This is a genomic window from Flavobacterium ammonificans (assembly GCF_020885975.1).
GTDB classification, from domain to species: Bacteria; Bacteroidota; Bacteroidia; order Flavobacteriales; family Flavobacteriaceae; genus Flavobacterium; species Flavobacterium ammonificans.
The window spans coordinates 1,059,859-1,077,760 of sequence record NZ_AP025183.1 but is presented as its reverse complement, the minus strand read 5'-3'; the positions used below and the strand labels follow the sequence as shown (position 1 = coordinate 1,077,760).

The window sequence follows — 17,902 nt, the reverse complement described above, 5'->3', positions numbered from 1 at the left end:
AATAAAAACTAATTTCTAGGTCTTTTTTTATTTTGTGATTTTGAACCAACTCTTGACATAGCACATCTAAATCCAATATAATCTGTAGCCATATCCTGAGGAAAATAACGCCTTTGTGCTGGGTCTAACCAATAGGCTCTGTCTTTCCAAGACCCTCCCTTATAAACTCTAACATTGTCATTTACTAATGTGGTTCTTTTATTTGACTTGTCAAATTTTCTAACCATTTTGCCTAAACTATCAATGGTAACATTGTGTTTAGGAGAATTGTACATGTTTTTAATATCTTTATTTGATTCCGATGATCCAAATTTAAAATCTTTAGAAGACTGTTGATCACCATCTCTGTAGTTTAAATTATTACTTCTATCAAAATTTTGTCTAAGATAAGTTTCATTTTCGTCTACAGGAACTTGAACTAGTTGACCAGGAAAAGATCTTGCAATTAATTTACCATTACTTAAAGTATCATATTTCATTGTTGATTTAGTAACAATTTCAGCCTTCCCATCTTTACCTATTTTGTTTTTGGTATATTGATTTCCTCTAAAGTAATTAAAATCATTAAATTCATTATCAACTATCGGTCTGTATACATCAGCAACCCATTCTGCTACATTTCCAGCCATATCATACAATCCAAAATCATTTGCAGGGTATTTTTTAACTTCATTAGTAATATCCGCACCGTCGTCAGACCAACCTGCTAAACCTCCGTAATCACCATTACCTTGTTTAAAGTTGGCTAATTGATCTCCTCTAGTTGTACGTTTATTTGAACGCGTGTACTGTCCCGACCATGGGTATTTTTTTTGTCCTTTATAAATATTGTATTCTCTTTGACCAACATCAGCGGCAGCGGCATACTCCCACTCCGATTCAGTTGGTAGTCTATATTCTGGCAAAAGCAAGCCTGATGAACGTTGAACATAAATGTTTTTTGGCTCAATTACTTTTCCATCTTTTGTAGTTTTAGAACCTTTCGCTGCTGAACCTTTTCTACCTTTAAGAACGATTTTATCATCTCCTCCATAAGTTGCAGTTGGGGCATTAAGATAGGTTTCTGTGTTAAATGAGTTTTCAGCTGTAACATCTAAGGTCTTAGCATCTTTTTTTAAATATCCATTTCGCTCTAATAATGCCTCATTAACTCGATCAGTTCTCCATTTACTAAATTCGTTCGCTTGAATCCAATTAACTCCAACTACAGGGTAATTTGAATAGGCAGGATGTCTCAAATAATTATTAGACATGTTTTCACTATAGCCTAATCTATTTCTCCAAACCAAAGTATCTGGTAAAGCGCCCTCATATATTGCTCTATAATTTTCTTCTGTTGGAGGAAAAACATTTTTTAACCATTGTAAATACTCTAGATACATGAAGTTAGTAACCTCTGTTTCATCCATATAAAAAGATTGGACGTGTTGTTGATTAGGAGAATTATTCCAATCATGCATGACGTCATCTTGAACTTTTCCCATGGTAAAGGTACCTCCCTCAACAAAAACTAAGCCTGGCCCAGCTTCTTGTTCGCCAGCCTGCTTAAAACCACCTTTCTTATTATTTACATTCCAACCCGTGGCCTGTGAAGAACCTTTTCTTGAGCTTGAAGATTTTTTACTACAACTAGAAACACTAATGATAATCATCAAAGAAAGTACTAGTTGTAAAAAATTGCTTTTGTTCACTTTCATATTTATTTTATAAAATAACTTTGTCTTTGATCTCTCAAAACAAATAATTGCAACGTTTTTAATGTTGATTAAAGTTCAAAAATAGGTTTTAAGTACTTACTGACAAAAATAAAACGCAAATTTATAATTTTTATTATTAATATTTAACTTTCAATTGCATTTTTGCCCATAAATCCAACTAAATAAGATAAACTAAGACTAAAAAATATTTTAGCACAATAAAGTCAAAAAAAGATTGTTTTAACTATTTATCTCAAATAGTAAGTAGTAATTTTGATTTCAAATTGAAAAACTAACTTTTTGATGTTATTTAAGTTGAATAAATTAATACCTTGTATAAGAAACAATCGATTAATCTTTACTTTTGCATAACAAACAATGATAAAAATGCATAAAAATATTCTTTACACTATTTTATTTCTTTCAAGCATTCTGCTTCAAGGCCAGCAAAGAGTCATTACAACTGCCGTGCCTTTTTTAATGGTTGCAGCCGACGCAAGAGCCGCTGGAATGGCAGACATTGGTGTTGCAACTTCTCCAGATGCATTTTCCCAACAATGGAATCCCGCAAAATTTGCTTTTGCTAACGAACAAAAAGGATTCTCAGTTAGCTATACGCCTTATTTAACAGATTTGGTTAATGATATTTCATTAGGACAAATAACATATTACAATAAAATAACCGAACGAAGTGCTTGGGCTGGAAGTTTACGTTTCTTCGGTTTGGGTAATATTGAACTTCGAAACGATGCGAATGATCAACCAAGGATTGTAACACCAAATGAACTTGCTCTTGATGGTTCTTATTCATTACAACTCAGCAAAACTTTTTCTATGGCTGTAGCTGGAAGATACATTCGATCAAATCTTAGAATTCCAAATGAGAATACTGATGCCTCTGCAGCGAACTCATTTGCTGTTGATATCTCAGGATATTATCAGTCAGAAGAAAAAGCATATACCAATTTTAATGGAATATGGAGAGCAGGTTTTAATATTCAAAATTTAGGCCCTAAAATCAGCTATGATAATGATGAGTTTAATACTAATTTTTTACCTGCTAATTTAAAAATAGGTTCTGGTTTTGACTTTATTTTGGATGAAGACAATAAAATTGCGATAAATCTTGAACTTAATAAATTGTTGGTACCAACCCCTCAAAATGCAGACTTAAATAATGACGGCATTATAACGGGGCAAGAAAACAATCAAAATTTTAATAATTATAGAACCATAGGTTGGGTGTCCGGCTTATTTCAATCTTTTGGAGATGCACCAGATGGATTTAGCGAAGAAATTAAAGAAATCACATACGCTTTAGGTACTGAATATGTTTACAAAGATGCTTTCGCTATGCGTTTAGGCTATTTTAACGAAAGTCCGACCAAAGGAGCTCGTCGCTATTTTTCATTGGGTGCAGGATTCAAATATACTTCTGCTAAAATTGATGTTTCCTATTTGTTTTCGGCATCTAAAGTCAGAAACCCTTTAGAAAATACGCTGCGTTTTTCATTAACGTTTAATTTTGGTGATAATTACGGTTCCAATTAATTCGCTACATTTACTAAATGAATTATTATATTAGTTTGAATTTTTTCAACAAACAAAAATGAAAAAAATATCAATTACCACTGATTTCGATGTTTTTGAATCCATTCAAGAATTACCTGAAATTATTCAAAATTTGATGCAAGAAGCTATAGCTATTCGAAAAAAAGCATACGCACCCTACTCAAATTTCAAAGTTGGAACCGCATTGTTATTGGACAACGGTAAAATTATTTTAGGTTCAAATCAAGAAAATGCGGCTTATCCTTCAGGACTTTGCGCAGAAAGAGTAGCAATATACCAAGCAGGAACTCTTTATCCTGAAGCTAAAATTATAAAAATTGCCATTTCTGCAGCATCAGGAAATTCAACTACAAGCGCACCTATACCACCATGTGGATCATGTCGCCAATCAATTGCTGAATATGAAATAAAACAAAACACACCTATTGAAATATATTTTATGGGAGAAATTGGTTCTATTTATAAATCAGATTCATTAAAAAATTTACTTCCCCTGCTTTTTGACAAAAACTTCTTGTAAATTATTTAAAAAGTAGCCTATTAATTTTAGTGCTAAGTTGGAATGTCTTATTTTTGCATTTCGCAAATTTGTGTGAGGAAACTATTTTGCGTTAATAGATAGAATTGTTAACACAACATTATTAAAATGAAAGAAGTTACAAAAGAAGTTTATTTAAAGTGGTACGAAGACATGCTGCTTTGGAGAAAGTTTGAGGACAAACTTGCAGCACTTTACATTCAACAAAAAGTTAGAGGTTTTCTTCACTTGTACAATGGACAAGAAGCTGTTTTAGCCGGAGCACTTCATGCAATGGATTTATCCAAAGACAAGATGATTACAGCCTATCGAAACCACGTACAACCTATTGGAATGGGGGTTGATCCTAAAGCCGTTATGGCTGAACTTTTAGGGAAAGTAACAGGAACATCCAAAGGTATGGGCGGTTCGATGCACATTTTCTCAAAAGAGCATCGATTTTATGGTGGTCACGGAATTGTTGGTGGTCAAATCCCTGTAGGAGCAGGATTAGCTTTTGCAGATAAATATTTTGAAACAGGAGGAGTAACATTAACTTACTTCGGAGATGGAGCGGCTCGTCAAGGATCTCTTCATGAAGCTTTCAACATGGCTATGTTATGGAAATTGCCTGTAGTGTTCATCGTTGAAAATAACGGTTATGCTATGGGAACATCTGTTGAAAGAACAGCTAATCATACCGATATTTGGAAACTAGGTTTAGGATATGAAATGCCTTGCGGACCTGTTGACGGAATGAATCCAGTAAAAGTAGCCGAAGCAATGACTGAAGCTATTGAAAGAGCGCGTCGTGGAGATGGTCCAACGTTCTTAGAAATGAAAACGTACCGCTATAGAGGTCATTCAATGTCTGATGCACAATTATATCGTTCTAAAGATGAAGTAGAAGAATATAAAAAAATAGACCCTATTACTCAAATTCTTGACGTTATTAAAGCTGAAAAATATGCTTCTGACAAAGAAATTGAAACTATAGATCAGAGAGTGAAAGATTTAGTAGAAGAATGCGCAAAATTTGCAGAAGAATCTCCTTATCCGGAAATTCAACAACTGTACGATGTTGTGTACGAACAAGAAAATTATCCATTTTTACCTCACAAATTATAATCAATTATGGCTACATTAGTAACAATGCCGCGTTTGAGCGATACTATGACAGAAGGAACTGTGGCTACTTGGCTTAAAAAAGTAGGCGACAAAATTAATGAAGGGGATATTTTAGCCGAAATCGAAACTGATAAAGCTACAATGGAATTTGAATCATTTAATTCCGGAACGCTTTTACATATTGGTATTCAAGCAGGAGAAACTGCACCAGTAGATTCTTTATTAGCAATCATTGGTAATGAAGGAGAAGATATTACTGCTTTATTAGCTAGCGGCGCTACGCCGACAACTCCAGTAGTGGAAACAAAAGCAGAAGCTACAACAGCAAAACTACCTGAAGGGGTAATTGTAGTAACGATGCCGCGTTTAAGCGATACGATGACGGAAGGAACAGTTGCTACTTGGTTGAAGAAAGTGGGTGATAAAGTAAGTGAAGGAGATATTCTTGCCGAAATTGAAACAGACAAGGCTACTATGGAATTCGAGTCATTTAATGCTGGAACTCTATTATATATTGGAATACAAGAAGGAAATACTGCAGCTGTAGATAGTCTTTTAGCTATCATCGGCCCAGCTGGGACAGATATTAGCGGAGTGGCTGATAATTTTAAAGTTGGAGGAGCTACAACTCCTGCCGCGGTAGAGACTACTGTTGTACCAGCTGAAAAAGCAGCGCCAATTACGCAAGATGCAGTAACAGACGGACACCGTATTTTGGCTTCACCATTAGCAAAGAAAATTGCAAATGAGAAAGGAATACAACTATCACAAGTGAAAGGCTCAGGTGAAAACGGACGTATTGTAAAAAGTGATGTTGAAAACTTCACACCTTCTGCAAATAATTCAACAGTTAACAACGCTCATCCGCAAGAAACTGCTAAAACAGAAGCACCAAAAGTATACGTTCCTGCCGGAGAAGTTTTCACAGAAGAAATTAAAAATTCGCAAATGCGTAAAATCATTGCGAAACGTTTGGCTGAATCCTTATTTACAGCACCACACTACAATTTATCTATTGAAGTATCAATGGATGAAGCTATGAAATCAAGAGCTGCTATTAATAGTGTTCCTGATACCAAAGTTTCATTTAATGATATGGTTATTAAAGCGTGTGCAACTGCATTGAAAAAACACCCAATTATTAATTCGCAATGGAGAGAAGACGCTATTGTCATCAATCATCACGTAAATATTGGTGTAGCAGTAGCTGTTGAAGACGGATTAGTAGTTCCTGTATTGCGATTTACAGATGCTATGAGTTTATCTCAAATTGGAACAAGTGTAAGAGATTTAGCTGGAAGAGCTAAAAACAAAAAATTACTTCCTAACGAAATGGAAGGAAGTACATTTACAGTATCTAACCTAGGTATGTTTGGTATTACCGAATTTAATTCAATTATCAACCAACCTAACTCGGCTATTCTTTCTGTAGGAGCTATTGTAGAAAAACCAGTAGTTAAAAACGGACAGATTGTTGTAGGGAATACAATGATGTTATCGTTAGCTTGCGACCACCGTACTATTGACGGAGCTACAGGCGCTCAGTTTTTACAAACATTAAAACAATTCATTGAAAATCCAGTTACTATGCTGGCATAATTATGAGTTAAAATACTTTATCCCGTTTTGATTTCTCAAAACGGGATTTTTTTTGTTTTTAAAACAATAGATTTAGTAATTTTAAAGTCAAATTTAAAAAAATGAAACCAACTATTACGATTATTGGCGGGGGGATTTCAGGCTTAACAGCAGCCGTTTATTTACATCAAAAAAATTATAAAGTTCAAATTCTAGAAGCAACAGACCGTGTGGGCGGAAGAATTAAAACGGATTGTATTGAGGGTTTTAAACTCGATAGAGGGTTTCAAGTTTTATTAACCGATTATCCTGAAACAAAAGCACTTTTAGATTATAACAAATTGAATTTGAAGCGGTTTTTACCAGGAGCAACGATACTTTATGACGGAGGTCAATTCGATATTGCCGACCCATTTAGAAGACCAAGTGCATTATTCTCAACTTTATTTGCGCCAGTTGGATCGCTAAAAGATAAATTCAATACATTTCTACTAAAGAATAAATTAATACGAATTTCCAATTCGGATATATTTAAGCAAGCTGAAACAGATACTAATTCCCAGCTAAAAAAATATGGCTTCAGTCAAAAAATGATTGATCGTTTTTACAAACCCTTCTTCTCTGGAATTTTTTTAGAAAATGAGTTAAAGACATCTAGTAATATGTATGACTTTGTTATGAAATTATTTTCTACTGGCGATGCAGCGATTCCTGAACTTGGTATGGAAGAAATACCAAAACAACTTGCAGCAATGTTACCCGAAAACTCGATATATTGCCATCACAAAGTGACGTCAATTGTGGACAACACGATACACTGTGAAAATGGTGCTGTTTTCCAAACAGATAAAATTATAATTGCTACTGAGGCAATTAGTATAGCCGCAAACTATATCAAAAAACAAAAACAACAATTCCATCAAGTTACTAATGTGTATTTTGAAGCTAAAATTGCACCCAATTCAAAAGCAATTGTAGTCTTAAATGCTGCTTCAAATAAAAAATGGGCAAACAACCTAACAGTGATGTCTAATGTTTCAAATGAATACGCGCCTAAAGGCAAAGTACTTCTGTCTGTTTCTTACAATGGAATTCCTGAAATTGACGATGCAAGTTTAGCAGAAAATATGAAAGCTGAACTGAAGCAATGGTATGAAAAACAAGTGGATGATTGGAAGCTTTTAAAAACCTACCGAATTAATTACGCCTTGCCCAACCAAGATACAGTTAGCAATGAAATTTCTAATTCTGAACTACAAATCAATGAAAATTTATTTATTTGTGGTGATCACTTAATGAATGGTTCAATTAATGCAGCAATGAAATCTGGACGATTGGTAGCCGAATTAATTGCTAGCCAAACTAACATAAAAAATTAGACTACTTTTTTATTTTTTTCTTCAATCCAACGTGACATGTATTTTGTACTCTGCATGCTGTGATGATACAACATTTGACCTAAGAAATTATTTTTCCTGTGCTTATCCAAATTCGATTTCAAAAAAGACAATTTATCGGCAAACTCATCTTCAAACAACTCTCTCAAATACCTTTTCTTAAGTATTTCAAAACCATTTTGCTGACTTTGTTTCCAACTAATTTCATCTTGATACAATTGTACTGTTGCATTAGCAAATTGTTGCGGATCATCTTCAATACTTCCATTCCAATCTAAATCAGCACGCATCGATTCCGCACCAATAGAAGTTGTAACCGAAGGCGTTCCATATTCCATTGCATCCAATAATTTACCTTTAATTCCAGCTCCAAAGCGAAGTGGTGCCAATACTACTCGGGCATTTGAAATAACTTCTTTAGCACTTTCTGCTCTCCCTTTAATTAGAAAACCTTGCTTATCATTATGCAATTGGAAAACCTTCTGAGTAGGATACGCACCATAAATATCCAACACTGCAGTGGGAAGCTGTTTTCTAATTAGTGGCCAAATCGTTTCATTCAAATATTGAACGGAATTCCAGTTCGGTTCATGAAGAAAATTTCCAATAAATACAAAGTGTTGTCTTTCGCCAAAGGGTAAAGGATTCAAATCAACCGATTCAACCAATAAAGGTAAATAATACAAAAGCGATGGGTTAATTTTAAAAACGGTTTGCAAAACTTCCATTTCATATTCAGATACCATCAAAGATACATCCGAACGCAAAATGCTGGCAATTTCTCTTTTGGAAACTTCTTCCATTACTATATCTGACACTTCAAAAGTTCGTTTAGCTTTAAAAGCATTCTGGCGAGCCAAACGCAAACAATGTAAATCTTCGGTATCCAAAACCCGAATAGCATCAGGACAAATCTCGGCAACGCGCCAACCAAATTGTTCTTCAATCATAAAACGATCAAACAAAACTATATCAGGCTGCAACTCTTTCAAAAACAAATCAAAACTTGAATCATTCAATGCAATCGCCACCTTATCAACGTTAAAATCAGCAAGTGAAACCATAAAATCACTATACTTAGCTGGACTCACAAAAGTAATGGAAAAGCCCTGTTTCTTGAATAAGGAAATCAACTGCATCATTCTTCCACCCGCAGCAGAAGAATTAGGCTCAGGCCAAACAAAACCAATAATTAAGAGTCGTTTATTTGTAATCATGTTAATTTAAAAGTGAAATACAAAATAATACTAATTAAACGGGAAATCCATCCATATTTAATAAAAATTGAACATAAAAAGAGTAATTTTACATATCTAAATCAATAATTCATGTTAGGCCTAAAATTAGCTACCGATCCAAGATGGGTCAATATAGTAGAATCAAATATTGAAGAAATCTTAACCGACCATGCTTGGTGTGAACAAAAAGCGGCTTCTAATGCCATCTATATAATCGTAAATAATTCAGAAAAAGAAGAATTAGTTACCGAAATGACCCGAATTGCCTTAGAAGAAATGGAACATTTTCAAATGGTACATAATATCATTAAAGAAAAAGGATTAGTATTGGGTAGAGAAAGAAAAGACAATTACGTCAACGATCTAGTCAAATTTGCTAAAAAAGACGGAAGTAGAAACGATGCTTTGGTAGAAAGATTGCTATTTGCTGCCATGATTGAAGCTCGAAGTTGCGAACGTTTCAAAGTCCTTTCCGAAAATATTCAAGACCCTGAATTAGCAAAATTCTATAGAGACCTCATGATTTCTGAAGCAGGACATTATACCACCTTCTTAGGTTTTGCAAAACAATACCAAGAAAATATCAACGTCGATATACGTTGGAAAGAATGGATCGAATTTGAATCCTCTATCATAGCTAATTACGGCAAACAAGAAACCGTTCACGGTTAAAAAATTAGGTGGTTTCTTAATTTGTCATTCCGAACTCGTTTCGGAATCTCTTTTACTTACGACTTTTCACTTCATCAATTTGATATTCTATTTTTGCTGTTTTTTAGTAGCACCTATTTTTACTTCCTGAACACCACTTGTCCCGCTATCCGCGCTACAAGGTAGCTAGCTCCTATCGGGGCTACTAAAAAAGTTTGTACTCCTTTACAAAACACAATCATTATAAAACAAAAAACCCCGTTTCCAACGAAACAGGGTTTTTAAAAGACCCGAGGCTTTAGCCGAATTGGCGAAGTAAACCTGTCTGCCGACAGGCAGAGGCGACGACTCCCGATAACTATCGGGACTCCCTCATAACTGCTTCCGAAGTTTCGGAACCCGAAGCGTCGGGACGCAGGCGGGCTTAACTACTCTGTACGGGCTAAATTTTATCTTATTTTTTCTAAAAATATATAAAACAAAAAACCCCGTTTCGTTAGAAACAGGGTTTTTAAAAGATTTAAGGGCTATGCCCGACTGAGCGAAGCTAAAGGCGACATTTGAGATTAAGAGGAGGAAGCCCGGTGGGCTTCAGGTATAAAACAAAAAACCCCGTTTCGTTAGAAACAGGGTTTTCAAAAGAAAGGCGACGACATACTCTCCCACATAACTGCAGTACCATCTGCGCAGGCGGGCTTAACTACTCTGTTCGGGATGGGAAGAGGTGAGCCCCGCCGCAATAACCACCTTAAGATTATTGTTGGCGGTTGTTGGTTTTTGGTTGTTGGTGTTTCCATCAACTACCAACCATCAACTATCAACTGCAGCTTCGCTGCAAATATCTTAACATACTGAGATAAAGAAAAGTAATTAGAAAATTTCTCCCCTCCTTCCCCTGAGGTGACTCGAAGGGAGGAGGGAAAACGTACATAAGCTTACGGGTTATTAGTACTACTCGACTATGACATTACTGCCTTTACATCTATAGCCTATCAACGTGGTCATCTCCCACGACCCTTAAAAGAAATCTCATCTTGTGGTGGGTTTCGCGCTTATATGCTTTCAGCGCTTATCCCTTCCAAACGTAGCTACTCTGCGGTGCCCCTGGCGGGACAACAGATACACTAGAGGTTTGTCCAATTCGGTCCTCTCGTACTAGAATCAGATCCACTCAAATTTCTTGCGCCCACAGTAGATAGAGACCGAACTGTCTCACGACGTTCTGAACCCAGCTCGCGTGCCACTTTAATGGGCGAACAGCCCAACCCTTGGGACCTTCTCCAGCCCCAGGATGTGACGAGCCGACATCGAGGTGCCAAACCCCCCCGTCGATATGAGCTCTTGGGGGAGATCAGCCTGTTATCCCCGGCGTACCTTTTATCCTTTGAGCGATGGCCCTTCCATGCGGAACCACCGGATCACTATGCTCTACTTTCGTACCTGATCGACCTGTATGTCTCTCAGTCAAGCTCCCTTATGCCATTGCACTCTACGCACGGTTACCAAGCGTACTGAGGGAACCTTTAGAAGCCTCCGTTACTCTTTTGGAGGCGACCACCCCAGTCAAACTACCCACCAAGCAATGTCCCCCGCTTAAGCGGGGTTAGGCCTCAGATAAACAAAGGGTTGTATTTCAACAATGACTCCACAACGCCTGGCGACGCCACTTCATAGTCTCCAACCTATCCTACACATCATTTATCCAAGGTCAATACTAAGCTATAGTAAAGGTGCACAGGGTCTTTTCGTCCCACTGCGGGTAAACGGCATCTTCACCGTTACTACAATTTCACCGAGCTCATGGCTGAGACAGTGTCCAGATCGTTACACCATTCGTGCAGGTCGGAACTTACCCGACAAGGAATTTCGCTACCTTAGGACCGTTATAGTTACGGCCGCCGTTTACTGGGGCTTCAATTCAATGCTTCTCCGAAGATAACATCTCCTCTTAACCTTCCAGCACCGGGCAGGTGTCAGGCCCTATACTTCATCTTACGATTTTGCAGAGCCCTGTGTTTTTGATAAACAGTCGCCTGGACCTCTTCACTGCGGCCAGCTTGCGCTGGCGACCTTTCTCCCGAAGTTACAGGTCTATTTTGCCTAATTCCTTAGCCATGAATCTCTCGAGCACCTTAGGATTCTCTCCTCGACTACCTGTGTCGGTTTGCGGTACGGGTACTTATTACCTGAAGTTTAGAGGTTTTTCTTGGAAGCCCTTAGGCGCACTATCTCTTTGACCGAAGTCTCCGAGTACTATCGTATTTCCCCAAGATCTGTGGATTTGCCTGCAGATCTTATAGGTAGGTACTTCAACGAACTATTCCGTCAGTTCGCGGCGCTTTCATCACTCCGTCACCCCATCACAGTAATAAGTAGTACGGGAATATTAACCCGTTGTCCATCGACTGTCCCTTTCGGGTTCGCCTTAGGTCCCGACTAACCCACAGCTGATTAGCATAGCTGTGGAAACCTTAGTCTTTCGGTGTGCGGGTTTCTCGCCCGCATTATCGTTACTTATGCCTACATTTTCTTTTCTAACCAGTCCAGCATACCTTACGATACACCTTCAACCCTGTTAGAATGCTCCCCTACCACTTGTATATAATACAAATCCATAGCTTCGGTACTATACTTATGCCCGATTATTATCCATGCTCGTCCGCTCGACTAGTGAGCTGTTACGCACTCTTTAAATGAATGGCTGCTTCCAAGCCAACATCCTAGCTGTCTGGGCAGACAAACCTCGTTCTTTCAACTTAGTATAGATTTGGGGACCTTAGCTGATGGTCTGGGTTCTTTCCCTCTCGGACTTGGACCTTAGCACCCAAGCCCTCACTGCTGGTAAACATTATATAGCATTCGGAGTTTGTCAGGAATTGGTAGGCGGTGAAGCCCCCGCATCCAATCAGTAGCTCTACCTCTATATAACTTAAATCCAGCGCTGCACCTAAATGCATTTCGGGGAGTACGAGCTATTTCCGAGTTTGATTGGCCTTTCACCCCTACCCACAGGTCATCCGAAGACTTTTCAACGTCAACCGGTTCGGACCTCCACTATGTGTTACCACAGCTTCATCCTGCCCATGGGTAGATCACACGGTTTCGCGTCTAACACTACTGACTAAAGCGCCCTATTCAGACTCGCTTTCGCTACGGATCCGTGACTTAACCACTTATCCTTGCCAGCAACGTTAACTCGTAGGCTCATTATGCAAAAGGCACGCCGTCACCCCACTAAAGGGCTCCGACCGCTTGTAAGCGTATGGTTTCAGGATCTATTTCACTCCGTTATTCACGGTTCTTTTCACCTTTCCCTCACGGTACTGGTTCACTATCGGTCTCTCAGGAGTATTTAGCCTTAGCGGATGGTCCCGCCAAATTCAGACAGGGTTTCACGTGCCCCGCCCTACTCAGGATACCACTATCCTTTACACTCATTACCTATACGGGACTATCACCCTCTTTGGTCCTACTTTCCAGTAGATTCTAGTTCTTTGTGCAAGAAATCTCGTGGTCCTACAACCCCAACATTGCCGTAACAACATTGGTTTGGGCTAATCCGCGTTCGCTCGCCACTACTTACGGAATCACTTTTGTTTTCTTCTCCTCCGCCTACTTAGATGTTTCAGTTCAGCGGGTTTGCCCACCTATCGGTGTACTATGTCTTCAACATAGTGGGTTGCCCCATTCAGGTATTTACGGATCGTATCGTGTGTGCCAATCCCCGTAACTTTTCGCAGCTTATCACGCCTTTCATCGCCTCTGAGAGCCTAGGCATCCCCCATACGCCCTTATTTTGCTTATTGTACCAACTTATTACTTAAAATAAGCCGTTTCTTTTACTTGTCTAATGATAAACAAGTAAAAATGTTTTCTACTTTATTATTTTCTTATCTCAATATGTCAATGAACGTTAAACTAGTGTGCAGTATTCAGATTTTAGTATTCAGTTACTACTGATCACTAAGTCCTGTGGACTGTCCACTGTTTTTGTGGAGAATAACGGAGTCGAACCGTTGACCTCCTGCGTGCAAGGCAGGCGCTCTAGCCAGCTGAGCTAATCCCCCGTGTTTTAGTTGTCAGTTATCAGTCGTCTGTTGACAGTATAATGATAAAGACAACATCCATCGGATGACTCAACTTCTAAAATTTCCATAAGTTAAAAAATAGTAGTCCCGCCCAGACTCGAACTGGGGACCCCTACATTATCAGTGTAGTACTCTAACCAGCTGAGCTACGAGACTCTGTTTTTTACTTATTTGTATTATTTGAACTAACAGCAAGAGTAATATTATCATGAAATTCAATCCCATGTCGATCTATCGTCTTCTTTCTTGAAAGTGTTACCAAAGTAACTAACATTCAAGCTCTAGAAAGGAGGTGTTCCAGCCGCACCTTCCGGTACGGCTACCTTGTTACGACTTAGCCCTAGTTACCAGTTTTACCCTAGGCAGCTCCTTGCGGTCACCGACTTCAGGCACCCCCAGCTTCCATGGCTTGACGGGCGGTGTGTACAAGGCCCGGGAACGTATTCACCGGATCATGGCTGATATCCGATTACTAGCGATTCCAGCTTCACGGAGTCGAGTTGCAGACTCCGATCCGAACTGTGACCGGTTTTGTAGATTCGCTCCTGGTCGCCCAGTGGCTGCTCTCTGTACCGGCCATTGTAGCACGTGTGTAGCCCAAGGCGTAAGGGCCGTGATGATTTGACGTCATCCCCACCTTCCTCACAGTTTACACTGGCAGTCTTGTTAGAGTTCCCGACATGACTCGCTGGCAACTAACAACAGGGGTTGCGCTCGTTATAGGACTTAACCTGACACCTCACGGCACGAGCTGACGACAACCATGCAGCACCTTGTAATTTGTCTTGCGAAAGTTCTGTTTCCAAAACGGTCAAACTACATTTAAGCCTTGGTAAGGTTCCTCGCGTATCATCGAATTAAACCACATGCTCCACCGCTTGTGCGGGCCCCCGTCAATTCCTTTGAGTTTCATTCTTGCGAACGTACTCCCCAGGTGGGATACTTATCACTTTCGCTTAGCCACTGAGATTGCTCCCAACAGCTAGTATCCATCGTTTACGGCGTGGACTACCAGGGTATCTAATCCTGTTCGCTACCCACGCTTTCGTCCATCAGCGTCAATCCATTAGTAGTAACCTGCCTTCGCAATTGGTATTCCATGTAATCTCTAAGCATTTCACCGCTACACTACATATTCTAGTTACTTCCTAATAATTCAAGTTTAACAGTATCAATGGCCGTTCCACCGTTGAGCGATGGGCTTTCACCACTGACTTATTAAACCGCCTACGGACCCTTTAAACCCAATGATTCCGGATAACGCTTGGATCCTCCGTATTACCGCGGCTGCTGGCACGGAGTTAGCCGATCCTTATTCTTACAGTACCGTCAAGCTCCCTCACGAGGGAGTGTTTCTTCCTGTACAAAAGCAGTTTACAATCCATAGGACCGTCATCCTGCACGCGGCATGGCTGGATCAGGCTTGCGCCCATTGTCCAATATTCCTCACTGCTGCCTCCCGTAGGAGTCTGGTCCGTGTCTCAGTACCAGTGTGGGGGATCTCCCTCTCAGGACCCCTACCCATCGTCGCCATGGTAAGCCGTTACCTTACCATCTAGCTAATGGGACGCATGCTCATCTTTTACCGTTGGAACTTTAATGTGAAAACCATGCGATTCTCACATACTATGAGGTATTAATCCAAATTTCTCTGGGCTATCCCTCTGTAAAAGGTAGATTGCATACGCGTTACGCACCCGTGCGCCGGTCTCAAAGCAGCAAGCTGCTTCTACCCCTCGACTTGCATGTGTTAAGCCTGCCGCTAGCGTTCATCCTGAGCCAGGATCAAACTCTTCATCGTATATTATGCGAAGCAAATAAATTTACTTCTATGTATTATGACAATGATCTAATGGTCTTTTTCGAATCTTACGATTCTATTACTCTTTAATTTGTTTTGAGATCTCTCTCAAAACGGCTGTCAATTCAATATGTCTAGGAACGTGTCTTTTTTATTTGTCGCTTATCTCTCAAAGCGGGTGCAAAAGTACAACTTCTTTTTTATCTCGCAAGTATTATTAAAAGTTTTTTTAAGAAAAATTACTTTGGTTTTACTCACTCAATATATTCAAGAACTTGTCCCCTTTTCGGCCCCGAATTAATCGGGGGGCAAAGATAATTACTTTTTTATCTCTAGCAAATTTTTTAAAGTAAAATTTCTTTTATCTTATTTGGTTTGCTTTTCAATACTTAAGTAAGAACGTCTGCTTTATTGCGGGTGCAAAAGTACAACCTAAATCCGCTCTCACAAGCTTTTCTACACTTTATTTTTGTTCTTTTTCTTAACTCGCTGATAACCCGTTTTCTATAAGTGAAAGTTTTTTTGAATTCAATAGTTGTAAAGAGTATTTATTGAAATTTACCGCAGATTCGCAGATTTTTTAACCCTATAAGTCATTGAAGTTTTGTTGTAATTGAAATTGCATTTAACCGTATAAGAAATATAAGGGAATATAAGGAAATATAAGTTTTTGAACCATTAAGCAATAAAGAAACATGAAGGAGAATGAATGTTGAATAACGAATTTTCAATTTTGAACTTTGAAATTATTATTGAAGTTCAACCCGCGTTAGGGATAGCAGCGGCATCCTTTTTAAAAAGAGGCTGAGGAACTCGAAGTCAACTTTTAAAAAGATAGAGCGAATAGCCCGACCTTTTTGAGAGGCCACGAAGCAAAAAGGGAACGCCCGACATCGACAAGCTCAGTGTTTGCAATTATTTATTCGTAGCGAATGGCTTTGATAGGAGAAATTTTAGTGATAATATAGGACGGAATCAGCAAAACCAAGAAACAAACTCCCACTGTCAGCAGGTTTAATGCAGCTATATATCCTAAATTAAAATAAACTGGAGCTTGGTTGACATAGTAATTTTCGGGATTGAGTTGAATAATTCCAAAGTATTTTTGGATAAGCAGTACTCCTATTCCAATACAATTACCCCACAAGAGTCCTCGAACAATTAGATAAAAGGCATTGTACAAAAATATTTTTCGCACGGACCAATTGTTTGCACCAAGTGCTTTTAAAATTCCTATCATCTGGGTGCGTTCTAAAATAAGCACTAATAAAGCCACCACCATATTAATTGTCGCAACTAAAATCATAACTCCCGAAATAATAATAATATTGAAATCAAATAAAAGCAACCAGTCAAAGATGTAACTGTATTTTTCGATTATAGTCTTAGCATCCAAATTGGAAGGTGTTTGCTGATACACTTCCTCTCCTACAGATTGAATCTGATTGAAATCTTGTACGAAAATCTCAAACGCACCGATTTGATTTGTAGTCCATTTATTCATTCGTTGCACGTGCCGAATGTCTCCTATTATATAAGTAGCATCAAATTCTTGAAATCCCGAATTGAAGATTCCTGTGATTTTAAGTCGTCGAATGTTGGGAAGTTGATTTTGATTTTCTTTGATAAAAAAAGTATTGAAAGCGTCTCCAACTTTTAATTCTAATCTATCAGCTAAGAATTGAGAAATCACAACTTCTGAGTTAAGTTGGCTTGACAAATTAGGCAAATGTCCTGCTATCAAATATTCCTGAATATTATCCCATTTGTAATCTGTTCCTACTCCTTTGAAAATAATTCCTTCAAACGCTTTTTCTGTTCTAATAATTCCAGCTTTAGTAGCCACAGCTTGAATATGGCTAATACCAGCTACAGAATTGAACTTGGGATAAAATTTTTGATTTTTGGAAATAGGAGTTAGTGTTGCTTCCGATTGGTTATTATCATAATTTGAAATGATAATATGTCCATTAAAAGCTGATACTTTTTCGCGGATTTTTTGCTGCAAACCCATTCCGGTGGCTAACGAAATAATCATCATTACCATTCCAATAGCAATAGCAGCGATAGCAATTTTTATTATTGGAGCAGAAATACTACTTTTATATTCTTTAGCAGTAACTAGTCTTTTGGCTATGAAATATTCTAAATTCAAATGATTGGGTATTTACTTGAGCCAAAAATACAGCTAAAACACGAATTACACTAATTGACCATCTATTTATTCGATGCATT

General features: G+C 38.4%; 9 protein-coding genes, 2 tRNA genes and 3 rRNA genes. 6 read left to right on the top strand and 8 right to left on the bottom strand.

Annotated features, from left to right (window positions below):
• Positions 1–8 precede the first annotated feature (8 nt).
• Entirely contained in the window at positions 9–1,697 is a 1,689-nt protein-coding gene (gene gldJ, locus LPC23_RS04690) for a gliding motility lipoprotein GldJ (RefSeq protein WP_229331470.1), read from the bottom strand.
• 387 nt (positions 1,698–2,084) lie between these two features.
• Here gldJ and porV point away from each other — a divergent pair, with 387 nt between their 5' ends.
• The 5 genes from porV to LPC23_RS04665 all read left to right on the top strand — a co-directional run bounded on the left by porV (position 2,085) and on the right by LPC23_RS04665 (position 7,871).
• Entirely contained in the window at positions 2,085–3,248 is a 1,164-nt protein-coding gene (porV, locus tag LPC23_RS04685) for a type IX secretion system outer membrane channel protein PorV (RefSeq protein WP_229331468.1), read from the top strand.
• 58 nt (positions 3,249–3,306) lie between these two features.
• A complete protein-coding gene (locus LPC23_RS04680; RefSeq protein ID WP_229331467.1) occupies positions 3,307–3,789 on the top strand; it encodes a cytidine deaminase in 483 nt (160 codons plus the stop codon).
• A 126-nt stretch (positions 3,790–3,915) separates the two neighbouring features.
• On the top strand, positions 3,916–4,914 hold the full coding sequence (gene pdhA / locus LPC23_RS04675; protein WP_229327010.1) for a pyruvate dehydrogenase (acetyl-transferring) E1 component subunit alpha: 999 nt from the start codon (positions 3,916–3,918) through the stop codon (positions 4,912–4,914).
• A 6-nt stretch (positions 4,915–4,920) separates the two neighbouring features.
• Positions 4,921–6,513: a pyruvate dehydrogenase complex dihydrolipoamide acetyltransferase gene (locus LPC23_RS04670; RefSeq protein ID WP_229331465.1), complete on the top strand. Its 1,593-nt coding sequence runs from the start codon at positions 4,921–4,923 to the stop codon at positions 6,511–6,513.
• 101 nt (positions 6,514–6,614) lie between these two features.
• Positions 6,615–7,871, top strand: a complete 1,257-nt coding sequence (locus LPC23_RS04665) for an NAD(P)/FAD-dependent oxidoreductase (protein WP_229331463.1) — start codon at positions 6,615–6,617, stop codon at positions 7,869–7,871.
• Here the strand turns inward: LPC23_RS04665 and LPC23_RS04660 are convergent.
• On the bottom strand, positions 7,868–9,106 hold the full coding sequence (locus tag LPC23_RS04660) for a glycosyltransferase (protein WP_229331461.1): 1,239 nt from the start codon (positions 9,104–9,106) through the stop codon (positions 7,868–7,870). The two genes, LPC23_RS04665 and LPC23_RS04660, sit on opposite strands and share 4 nt — an antisense overlap.
• Positions 9,107–9,217: 111 nt before the next feature.
• On the opposite strand from LPC23_RS04660, the gene LPC23_RS04655 reads away from it, so the two are divergent.
• The gene (locus tag LPC23_RS04655; RefSeq protein WP_229331459.1) at positions 9,218–9,799 is read left to right on the top strand and encodes a MiaE family protein; all 582 of its coding nucleotides are present in this window, start codon (positions 9,218–9,220) and stop codon (positions 9,797–9,799) included.
• Between the two features lie 620 nt (positions 9,800–10,419).
• Here the strand turns inward: LPC23_RS04655 and rrf are convergent.
• The 6 genes from rrf to LPC23_RS04625 form a co-directional block, all read right to left on the bottom strand.
• Positions 10,420–10,529: ribosomal RNA gene (rrf, locus tag LPC23_RS04650) — 5S ribosomal RNA — on the bottom strand.
• Between the two features lie 174 nt (positions 10,530–10,703).
• Positions 10,704–13,584, bottom strand: a 23S ribosomal RNA gene (locus tag LPC23_RS04645).
• Between the two features lie 187 nt (positions 13,585–13,771).
• Positions 13,772–13,845 (bottom strand) — tRNA-Ala (locus LPC23_RS04640).
• Between the two features lie 103 nt (positions 13,846–13,948).
• Positions 13,949–14,022 (bottom strand) — tRNA-Ile (locus tag LPC23_RS04635).
• A 129-nt stretch (positions 14,023–14,151) separates the two neighbouring features.
• Positions 14,152–15,667 (bottom strand): 16S ribosomal RNA (locus LPC23_RS04630).
• The 16S, 23S and 5S rRNA genes sit together here with 2 tRNA genes alongside, the layout of an rRNA operon.
• A gap of 919 nt (positions 15,668–16,586) precedes the next feature.
• Entirely contained in the window at positions 16,587–17,822 is a 1,236-nt protein-coding gene (locus LPC23_RS04625) for an ABC transporter permease (RefSeq protein WP_229331457.1), read from the bottom strand.
• Positions 17,823–17,902 lie beyond the last annotated feature (80 nt).

Bases quoted from the DNA above. Each gene is read 5' to 3' on its own strand.
- gldJ (WP_229331470.1), bottom strand. From the start codon at position 1,697: ATGAAAGTGAACAAAAGCAATTTTTTACAACTAGTACTTTCTTTGATG.
- porV (WP_229331468.1), top strand. From the start codon at position 2,085: ATGCATAAAAATATTCTTTACACTATTTTATTTCTTTCAAGCATTCTG.
- LPC23_RS04680 (WP_229331467.1), top strand. From the start codon at position 3,307: ATGAAAAAAATATCAATTACCACTGATTTCGATGTTTTTGAATCCATT.
- pdhA (WP_229327010.1), top strand. From the start codon at position 3,916: ATGAAAGAAGTTACAAAAGAAGTTTATTTAAAGTGGTACGAAGACATG.
- LPC23_RS04670 (WP_229331465.1), top strand. From the start codon at position 4,921: ATGGCTACATTAGTAACAATGCCGCGTTTGAGCGATACTATGACAGAA.
- LPC23_RS04665 (WP_229331463.1), top strand. From the start codon at position 6,615: ATGAAACCAACTATTACGATTATTGGCGGGGGGATTTCAGGCTTAACA.
- LPC23_RS04660 (WP_229331461.1), bottom strand. From the start codon at position 9,106: ATGATTACAAATAAACGACTCTTAATTATTGGTTTTGTTTGGCCTGAG.
- LPC23_RS04655 (WP_229331459.1), top strand. From the start codon at position 9,218: ATGTTAGGCCTAAAATTAGCTACCGATCCAAGATGGGTCAATATAGTA.